Origin of the sequence: Aeromonas sp. s6, assembly GCF_040907815.1 — a bacterium.
Taxonomy (GTDB): domain Bacteria; phylum Pseudomonadota; class Gammaproteobacteria; order Enterobacterales; family Aeromonadaceae; genus Aeromonas; species Aeromonas caviae.
Window position 1 is genome coordinate 1 of sequence record NZ_JBFOCN010000006.1, and the last position, 7,221, is coordinate 7,221.

Genomic DNA, 7,221 nt, shown 5'->3' on the forward strand with positions numbered 1-7,221 from the left:
TACGTTTTGCACGTACATTTGGTGTTTATCACCAAGTATCGAAAGCCGATATTGGGGGATCTGCATCACGCTTCCTTCGGTCAGTGTGCGGCAGAAGTTTGCAGAGAACGTTGGAGGTGATCAAGCAATACATTCAAAACCAGCGGGGCTGACGCCCCGGCGAAATTCCCCTCCCACCTACGTCGGAGGGAGTCCCCTTTCGCATTTAAGATGGGGATCAGCACCCCGGATCAGCCCAACATCTCCACCACCCTGTGGCGCAGCGTGGCGGATCAGCAGCATCGCCGCTATTTCTTCGAGCTGACCCATCTGCCCAACACCTTCTGGGTGAGCATGGACAAGCTTGTTGCTGCCTGTCTGCTCGCCACCCCCGTCACCGCCAAGGAGTGGAAGACGGTACGCTTTGGCGTGGAGGGGGCCTATCCACCCTTCTCATGGACCGATGCGTCCGGAGAGATCAAGGGATTTGACATCGATCTTGCCAACGCCCTGTGCCAGCAGATGGCCGTCAGGTGCGAACTGGTGGCCCAGGATTGGGACGGCATGATCCCGGCCCTGCTGTCGCGCAAGTACGACGCCATCATCGCTGCCATGTCGATCACCGACGAGCGGCGCAAGAAGGTCGACTTCACCGAGAAATATGCCCACATTCCCAACCGCTTCGTGGCGGCCAGGGGCACCGAACTGACGCTGACGCCGGAAGGGATGGCGAGCAAGCGCATCGGCGTGCAGCGGGCCACCACCCACGACAAGTACCTGACCGACAACTTCGGCTCCAGCGTCACCATAGTGCGTTACGGCAGTGCCGATGAAGCCTACCTCGACCTGAAGGCGGGACGGGTGCTGGCCCTGCTGGCCGACGCCTCGGCTATCGAACAGGGGTTGCTTGGCAAGGAAGGGGGCGACAAGTTCGACTATGTGGGGCCGGCCCTGACCGACCGTCAATGGTTTGGCGACGGCATGGGGATCGCGGTGCGCGAGGGGGATCAGGATCTCAGGGCCAGGCTGAACGACGCCATCAAGGCCCTGTGCGCCAACGGCAAGTATCAGGAGATCAACCGGAAGTACTTCAAGTACGATATCTATGGCGGTTGATGGGTAACAGTCGGAGGGAGCCTGCTCCCTCCTTTTTCATGCAGCAAGGAGAGACCCCATGTTGACCCTGATCGAGGGTGCGCAGATCCATAGTCCGGCCCCGCTCGGCCAGCAGGATCTGCTGGTGGCGGATGGCCGCATCGCCTGGATGGGCAAGGGACTGACGGTTCCGGCCGACTGGCCACTGACGCGGGTGGACGCTGGCGGCCGCTATCTGGTGCCCGGACTGGTGGACCCGCTCGCCCATATCACCGGAGGCGGCGGCGAGGGAGGCTTCGGCTTTCGCACGCCGGAGCTCTCGGCAAGGGCAGCTCTGGCGGCGGGGGTCACCACGCTCGTGGCGGCCCTCGGCACCGACAGCCTGACCCGCAGCCCGGCCCAGGTGCTGGGGAAGGTGCGCGAGTTTCGCGCCGCCGGGGTGAGCGCCTTCATGTACACCGGCTCCTACCACCTGCCGGTCAAGACCCTCACCGGCACGGTGGAGTCGGACATCATGCTGATCCCCGAGGTGCTGGGGGTGAGGGAGGTGGCCATCAGCGATCACAGGTCCAGCGCCCCCACCCACGACGAGCTGGCGCGGCTGGCGAGCGAGGCGCGGGTGGCCGGGCTGTTGTCGGGTAAAAGTGGCGTCAGCTTCTTTCACCTGGGGGATGGCCGGGGGGGGCTGGCGCCCCTGCGGGCGTTGCGGGACGGCACCGACATCCCGCAACGCCAGCTCTACCCCACCCACTGCAACCGCAACCCCTGGCTCTTTGCCGAGGCCATCGAGTGGGGTCGGGCAGGCGGCTGGGTCGACCTCACCACGTCGAGCTTCCCGGATCTGCTGGATGACGGGGAGCGGCTCGCGGCCGACGCCCTGGTGGCGTTGCTGGCGGCGGGCGTGCCCGTGGATCGCATCAGCTTCAGCTCGGATGCCAACGCCAGTCTGCCGCGCTTTGACGGCGAGGGGCGGCTCATCGAGCTGCGCTGTGGCCAGATAGGGAGCCTGTGGCAGGAGGTGGTGGCGGCCTGCTGCAAGGGGGTGGCACTGGAGACGGCACTGGCGGTAGTGACGGCCAATCCGGCCAGGGCGCTGGGGCTTGCGAGCAAGGGTACCCTAGGGGTAGGGCAGGATGCGGATCTGCTGCTGATCGATCCTGATACGTTCGCCATCGAGCGGGTGATGAGTGGGGGCCGGTGGCGCACCTAAATACCGGCGCCTGTCATCCAGCCTGCTCAGTTCATCAACAAAAAGCCCGGCAGCAGTGCCGGGCTTTGTCGTGCCATGGGGCTCAGATGGCCAGGAACCCCAGGATCAGAATGGGGCCGAGCAGGCTCAGGATAAAGCCGGAGACGATGGCCACCGGCACCACCTGGATGCCGCCGGATTTCTGGATGACTGGCAGGGTGAAGTCCAGCGCCGTGGCGCCGCCGTAGCCGATGGCGGCGCTGGGGTGGCGGCGCATCAGCACCGGGATGATGAGGATGGCGATAAGCTCGCGCCCCAGATCGTTGATGAAGGCGGCGGAGCCCAGCACCGGGCCCAGCTTGTCCGCTACCAGGATGCCGGAGAGCGAATACCAGCCAAAACTGGAACTCATCGCGAGGCCATGGGCAAAGGGCATGCCGAGCAGCTGGGCGGCCAGCAGGCTGCCGAGCCAGCTGCTGAGGATGACGGTGAGCGCGATCTTCATGCCCCAGGGGTTGAGCAGGATCTGGCGCAGGCGCATGCCGGAGTTGCGCATCTGGATGCCGATGAGCAAGAGCAGCAGCATCAGGGCCCACTCGCTCAACTTGTCGATGGGCAGGGCGCGCAGGTCCACCACCAGCCCCAGCAAGACGCCCCCCAACACCACGAAACAGAGCTGGAGGGATTCCCACAACAGGTGCAGCTTGCTCGGCATCTTGCCGTCACTGGCCTCGTGGGTGGGGGGGCTGCGTTTGTCCAGCCACCACAGGGCCAGCAGGTTGCAGAGGGTAATGGCTGCGAGCATCACCCCTGCCACCTTGAAGATCACTGCCAGGTTGCTGCCCAGGTTCTCCACATAGGCCAGCCCCAGCCCCATCAGGAACAGGATGAGGTAGACCATCTTGCCCAGGGACTGGTTGACCAGCTTGATCAGACGGGCGGAAGAGAGGGGAACCAGATAGCCGATCACGAGCGGCAGCAGGATCAGCAACACATTGAGCAACATCGGGGCCTCGATCACAAAACGTGGAAAAACGGCACCTTATCACGACTTGTTGCACCTGTGTCACGGATCTGTGCATCAGCATGGCCCATACGGGACTTTTTTATCATATTGTTGTGTTTTTTGATGACAGTCAGCTGTGCACGCAAACAGAGAAAGAGGGGCACATCACCTGAAAAATCAATTTCATCCCCATGAAATGACGAGAGAAGGGGAATCTGCCTGGGTGAATAAAGTCCTTTTGGGTGACATCTGGCGGATATGGTGAAATATGCTTGCTACCAGTGCGCTGCGGGTATAAAAGAGCGGTAGGGAAGGTGCGACAAAAAATGGATTTTATGCAGACAAAGTGCTGAAAAATACTCAATAGGCCAATAAAAATACAGATAAAACACCAAATACCTCGGTTCTGTATTGTTTTTTCACTACCTCAATGATATTTTCGCTGAAGGTTGCCATCGGTTAACGTTTTGTTAAATGGACGGTGGTGGAGTCACGCCGAAGCGGCGTCTAGGGACAGACAAGGTTGTAATGGATGAGCGACGTTGCCGCACTGGAAGTTCGTGATCTGCACAAGTATTTTGGCACCCACGAAGTGCTCAAGGGCATCGATATGACGGCCCACAAGGGGGATGTGATCTCCCTCATCGGCTCCTCGGGTTCGGGGAAGTCGACCTTTCTACGCTGTATCAATCTGCTTGAAACCCCCTCATCGGGCAGCGTCTCCCTCCATGGGGAGCTGATCCGGATGAAAACCAGCCGTTCCGGCGAACGCCTGCCGGAAGACATGCGCCAGGTGGAGCGTATCCGCAGCCGACTGGCCATGGTGTTTCAAAGCTTCAATCTCTGGTCCCACATGACCATCATGCAGAACATCATCGAAGTGCCCATCCAGGTGCTCAAGGTGCCCCGTGCCGAGGCCATCGCCAAGGCGGAGCACCTGCTCAACCGGGTGGGGCTGTGGGAGCGTCGCGACTATTATCCCGGTCATCTCTCCGGCGGTCAGCAGCAGCGGGCCGCCATCGCCCGGGCGCTGGCGGTGGAGCCCGAGGTGATGCTGTTTGACGAGCCTACCTCGGCCCTCGACCCTGAACTGGTGGGGGAGGTCCTTGGCCTGATGCGCGAGCTGGCGGAAGAGGGGCGTACCATGATGGTGGTGACCCACGAGATGTCCTTCGCCCGCGACGTGTCGAACAAGGTGATGTTCCTGCACCAGGGGCGCGTGGAGGAGGAGGGCAATCCCAAGGAGATCTTCGCCCATCCCAAGTCGGAGCGATTCAAGCAATTCATCTCGTCCATCTATTGATGGACGGGATTCAATTTCAACCATCCGTACTTTCAACGATCGACGTGTTTATCAAGGAGAGATACATGAACAAGCTGATGCTGGCGACTGCCGTGATGACGGCCCTGTGTTCCGGTAGCCTTATGGCCAAGGAGTGGAAAGAGGTCCGGATCGGGGTGGAAGGGGCCTATCCCCCCTTCTCCTGGACCGAGCCGAGCGGCGAGGTGAAAGGCTTCGACATCGACATCGCCAACGCCCTGTGCGAAGAGATGAAGGTGAAGTGCACCCTGATCAAGCAGGACTGGGACGGCATCATTCCGGCGCTGCTGTCGCGCAAGTATGACGCCATCATCGCCACCATGGACATCACCGAAGAGCGCAAGAAGAAGGTGGACTTCACCCAGAAGTACCAGCACATCCCGGCGCGCTTCGCCGCCAAGAAAGGGACCGAGATCCAGCTCGACAAGGCCTTCATGGACGGCAAGACCATCGCCGTGCAGCGTGCCACCTCCATGGACACCTACATCACCGACAACTTCCCCAACGCCACCATCAAGCGCTACGGCACTGCGGATGAAGCCTACCTCGATCTGAAATCCGGCCGTGTCGACTACGTGATGGCCGACTCCGCCGCCATCAGCGACGGCCTGCTGAAGAAGGAAGGGGGCGATGCCTTCGAGTTCATCGGCCCGAAACTGACCGATCCCAAGTGGTTTGGCGAGGGTGCCGGCATCGCGGTGCGCAAGGCCGACAAGGATCTGAAAGAGAAATTCAATGCCGCCATCCTGGCCCTGCGTGCCAATGGCAAGTACAAGGAAATCAACGACAAGTACTTCGACTTCGACGTGTACGGCGAGTAAGCCGACGTCAGGCGAACAACGACAGGTTGATCCCGTCAGTAGTCATCGGGCCCGTTGCCTTCCGCTGGGAGTGACGGGCCCGATTGCGATGGAGCTGCATTGCATATGTTTGATTTGAAAGGATACGAAACCTCTCTGCTGGAGGGGGCCTGGATCACCCTGGAGGTGGCGCTTGCCTCCCTGCTGCTGGCCCTGGTGCTCGGCATGCTGGGGGCCTTGGCCAAGCTCTCTCCCTACAAGTGGGCACGCGGCATCGCGGCGGCCTACACCACCGTCATTCGCGGCATCCCGGATCTGGTGCTGATGATGCTGCTCTTCTTCGGCGGCCAGGTGCTCATCAACGGGATCTGCACCTGGGTCAACGAGGCCTACAACAACCACCTGCTGGCGAGCAACCCGAACCAGGAGTGGGTCTCCCTGCTGCCCGATTACATCGACATCAGCCCGTTTGCGGCCGGGGTCGCTACCATCGGCTTCATCTTCGGCGCCTACATGACCGAGACCTTCCGCGGCGCCATCCTGGCGGTGGACAAGGGGGAGCTCGAGGCGGCCCGTGCCTTCGGCATGCGGGCAAGCCAGGTCTTTGTGCGGATCCTCTTTCCCCAGATGATGCGCCACGCCCTGCCCGGGTTTGGCAACAACTGGCTGGTGCTGCTGAAAACCACGGCCCTGGTCTCCATCATCGGGCTCGATGACATGGTGCGAAAGGCGTCGCTCGCGGCGGGCTCGACCCAGCAGCCTTTCACCTTCTACATGGCGGTGGCGCTGATCTTCCTGGTCTTCACCGCAGTCTCTACCTCGGCGCTCAAGTGGGCCGAGCGTCACTACGCCATCAAGACGAGGTAAGCCATGGATTTCTCGATCATTCTCAAGGAGTGGCCCACCTACTGGGAGGGTCTCTATACCACCATCTGGCTGGTGGCCGCCTCGCTCATGCTGGGGCTCATGCTGGCGGTGCCCATGGGCATACTGCGCAACAGCCGCAACTGGTTGATCAAGGGGCCAATCTGGGCCTATATCTACTTCTTTCGCGGCACCCCGCTCCTGGTGCAGCTCTTCATCATCTACTACGGTGCCGCCCAGTGGGAGTGGCTCAAGAACAGTGCGGCCTGGACCCTCTTCTCGGAAGCCTGGTTCTGTGCCCTGCTGGCGTTCACTCTCAACACCGGCGCCTACACCGCCGAGATAGTGCGTGGCGCCGTGATGAACATGCCAAAGGGGCAGATAGAAGCGGCAAGCGCCTTCGGCATGACCCGCTGGCAGACCCTCACCCGCATCATCCTGCCCAACTCGTTTCGCCGTGCGCTGCCGGCCTACAGCAACGAGGTGATCTTCATGCTGCAGGGGTCGGCGGTGGCGGGCATCATCACCATCGTCGATCTGACGGGGGCCGCGCGGATCATCAACTCCCGCTACTACAGCCCGTTCGAGGCGTTCCTGACCGCAGGTCTGCTCTACATGCTGCTCACCTTCGTCATCGTCTGGTTGTTCAAGAAGTGGGAAGCCCGCTGGCATGCCCACCTGCGCCCGCGCAGCGTCTGACTGCCAGCAGAGAAAAAGCCCGCAACTGCGCAATGCTGATCAGTTAAGGATCCATTGACCGATCCTTCTGCTGTAGGACAATCCGGAACCAATCACTGGTTCCGGATTTTTTATGTCTATTGCAAACGATCTGAACGATGTTGTTGAGGCATCTGGCGACATGCTGGCTCGGCTGGCCATTTTTGCCGACCATATTCCCGACGAATGGATTACTGCCGCTGCCGCCTTGTCTGAAAAGGCCACTATCCGCCGACGCCGCTTACCTTCT

7 protein-coding genes and 2 pseudogenes are annotated in these 7,221 nt (G+C 61.0%); 8 read left to right on the top strand and 1 reads right to left on the bottom strand.

Annotation, left to right across the window (positions count from 1 at the left end):
- The 3 genes and pseudogenes from AB5Y50_RS00290 to iadA all read left to right on the top strand — a co-directional run.
- Positions 1–108: pseudogene (locus tag AB5Y50_RS00290) on the top strand (IS200/IS605 family transposase); the annotation flags it as partial.
- 225 nt (positions 109–333) lie between these two features.
- Positions 334–1,095: an ABC transporter substrate-binding protein gene (locus AB5Y50_RS00295; protein ID WP_103261973.1), complete on the top strand. Its 762-nt coding sequence runs from the start codon at positions 334–336 to the stop codon at positions 1,093–1,095.
- Positions 1,096–1,153: 58 nt separating this feature from the next.
- Positions 1,154–2,284 (top strand): beta-aspartyl-peptidase, encoded by a 1,131-nt coding sequence (gene iadA / locus AB5Y50_RS00300; protein WP_103859279.1) that lies wholly within the window; start codon positions 1,154–1,156, stop codon positions 2,282–2,284.
- Positions 2,285–2,366: 82 nt separating this feature from the next.
- On the opposite strand, the gene AB5Y50_RS00305 is transcribed toward iadA, so the two are convergent.
- A complete protein-coding gene (locus tag AB5Y50_RS00305) occupies positions 2,367–3,269 on the bottom strand; it encodes a lysine exporter LysO family protein (RefSeq protein WP_041215456.1) in 903 nt (300 codons plus the stop codon).
- Between the two features lie 532 nt (positions 3,270–3,801).
- Here AB5Y50_RS00305 and AB5Y50_RS00310 point away from each other — a divergent pair.
- From AB5Y50_RS00310 to AB5Y50_RS00330, 5 genes and pseudogenes are all read left to right on the top strand, one after another.
- Positions 3,802–4,572, top strand: a complete 771-nt coding sequence (locus AB5Y50_RS00310; RefSeq protein ID WP_010674267.1) for an ABC transporter ATP-binding protein — start codon at positions 3,802–3,804, stop codon at positions 4,570–4,572.
- 65 nt (positions 4,573–4,637) lie between these two features.
- A complete protein-coding gene (locus AB5Y50_RS00315) occupies positions 4,638–5,411 on the top strand; it encodes an ABC transporter substrate-binding protein (protein WP_010674268.1) in 774 nt (257 codons plus the stop codon).
- Between the two features lie 105 nt (positions 5,412–5,516).
- Positions 5,517–6,257 (top strand): ABC transporter permease, encoded by a 741-nt coding sequence (locus AB5Y50_RS00320; protein ID WP_010674269.1) that lies wholly within the window; start codon positions 5,517–5,519, stop codon positions 6,255–6,257.
- Positions 6,258–6,260: 3 nt separating this feature from the next.
- On the top strand, positions 6,261–6,953 hold the full coding sequence (locus AB5Y50_RS00325) for an ABC transporter permease (protein WP_043156313.1): 693 nt from the start codon (positions 6,261–6,263) through the stop codon (positions 6,951–6,953).
- A 112-nt stretch (positions 6,954–7,065) separates the two neighbouring features.
- Positions 7,066–7,221, top strand: a pseudogene (locus AB5Y50_RS00330) (IS4 family transposase); the annotation flags it as partial.